This window comes from Dapis brunnea BLCC-M229 (assembly GCF_050015995.1).
In the GTDB taxonomy this organism is placed as follows: Bacteria; Cyanobacteriota; Cyanobacteriia; order Cyanobacteriales; family Microcoleaceae; genus Trichodesmium.
On the sequence record NZ_JBNHEP010000145.1, the window covers coordinates 7,406 to 9,351 of the forward strand.

Annotated in this window: 2 protein-coding genes and 1 pseudogene; 1 reads left to right on the forward strand and 2 read right to left on the reverse strand. The window is 39.2% G+C overall.

The features are described 5' to 3' along the window. Positions 1–425: pseudogene (locus ACP6PM_RS16920) on the forward strand (hypothetical protein); the annotation flags it as partial. Between the two features lie 278 nt (positions 426–703). On the opposite strand, the gene ACP6PM_RS16925 reads toward ACP6PM_RS16920, so the two are convergent. Both ACP6PM_RS16925 and ACP6PM_RS16930 read right to left on the reverse strand, forming a co-directional pair. Continuing rightward, positions 704–1,198, reverse strand: coding sequence for a hypothetical protein (locus ACP6PM_RS16925; RefSeq protein WP_426586607.1), 495 nt, complete (start codon positions 1,196–1,198; stop codon positions 704–706). 92 nt (positions 1,199–1,290) lie between these two features. Beyond that, the coding region (locus ACP6PM_RS16930) for a CAAD domain-containing protein (RefSeq protein WP_426586609.1) at positions 1,291–1,946 on the reverse strand (656 nt) is incomplete at its 5' end.

The following is a 1,946-nucleotide window of genomic DNA, read 5'->3' on the forward strand; positions in this document are numbered from 1 at the left end:
ATCCGATGAGACCGCGACCACAACCGATGTTAACAAATGTTCGGCTTCAACCTGTGGCACCTACACCTGTCAATCCGATGAGACCGCGACCACAACCGATGTTAACAAATGTTCGGCTTCAACCTGTAGCACCTGCACCGGTAAATCCGATGAGACCGCGACCCCAACCGATGTTAACAAATGTTCGGCTTCAACCTGTAGCACCTGCACCGGTAAATCCGATGAGACCGCGACCACAACCTACGATCAAAAATCTCCATCCTGTTCCACCTGCACCACAACCAACAGTGAAAAATCACCTTCTTGTAACACCCGCACCACAACTACAACGGACGATCGCAAATCCTTATCCCATACCACTCGCAACCCAACCAATCGTAAAAAATCCTCATTATCCTATGTCATCTGCAACAAAATCCCCATAGATTAAGGAACAGGGAATAGATACCAGAGTAGGGATGTTCCATAAAACATCCCTACAACAATATTTGGCGTTGCATATTTGCGGGATGAATTGATGTGGGGGGTGTGGGGAGTGTTGCGAGTGTTGGGAGTCTGGGAAGTGTAGGAGACGTTGCATATTCTACGTTGTGGAATTATAGTTTTAGATAGAGAAATAGGAAGTAAAAGATAGAATTTACCTTTTCTACAAAGATTCATCCCTTGGTTGAGCAACGCCCAATATTTTATTTATATGAGTTTCTTATTCTGGAGAAATTTTAATTACATAGGGATAATATTTATTTCTTTGGTAAGAACCTATCCAAATTTCATAAGTACCTGAAAACCATTGACCTGTAATTCCTGGATTTTTTCCTTCAAAGTCATCATTACACCAACTACCTCCAGGACCTCTAATTATTAAAGTTGTATCTTCACTACTTTTAACCTCAAGTTTCAGAGATTCAAAAAAGCCATTTAAAATTAATCTATGATCTGGTTTTTTATCAATGAAACCTACACATGGTCCTGTTACAGTGTTTTCTCTACCTGTTGTTTCTTTCGCAGATATAGGTCCTCCACTTAACCCTCTAATAATCATTCGGTTTTGAGGAGATTTTGGATACAGGTTGACATCTTCAAATATAGGTGTCAATTGTAAATCTTGGGACAAAACTGGGGTCATTTTCTGCATCCCTGCTAATGAAAACAATACTCCTAAAAATAATATCGTTTTTCTAAGTTTATTTATATTCATTTAGAGTGCTGTTTTCCGATAATAAAGTCAAAAAAATTCTAGGGGGAATTAAACATATTCCCCCTTTTTTTTTGAGTATGTGAAACTCTTATTTAAGATTTCTTACCAACAATTTCTGCTTTGATGTCTTGAATTTTATCTAATAATTCTTGCCGATTAGATTTTTGCAGCAAATAACGGTAAACAAACCAAACTGCATATCCCATCCCAATAAATTCAAAGCTAACTGATAGAATAGGAATTCCTTGTAAGGCTTGGAGAAAACTAACAATTAACGTCAAAGTTAATATTGCTAAGGTCAGCGAACCAACTACTTTAAGCTGATCTTGATATTCTTGATAAAATTGGCTAATGTAGTCAGGAAAGTTAGAAAAAATATCGATCAATTGTTCTTTAATTTTATTGACTTGTTCAATAATAGTTTTGTTGGTTAATGTGTCTACAGGTTTTTGATCCTCTAAGATGGGAGTTTCAACCTGAGCAGCAGCTTTTTGTTCTATGGTTTCTGCACCAGTAGTTGTCGGAGTTGGTGTTGCTGGTGTGGCAACTTTACTCTCCTTGGTTGCTTCCCCTGGAGTTTTGCCTGTTGCACCAGTAGCTGGAGTAGTCGGAGTTGCTGGTGTGGCAACTTTACTCTCCTTGGTTGCTTCCCCTGGAGTTTTAGCTGTTGCACCAGTACTTGTCGGAGTTGGTGTTGCTGGTGTGGCAACTTTACTCTCCTTGGTTGCTTCCCCTGGAGTTTTGCCTG

Coding starts and splice junctions, on each gene's coding strand:
- ACP6PM_RS16925 (WP_426586607.1), bottom strand. CDS start 1,198: ATGAATATAAATAAACTTAGAAAAACGATATTATTTTTAGGAGTATTG.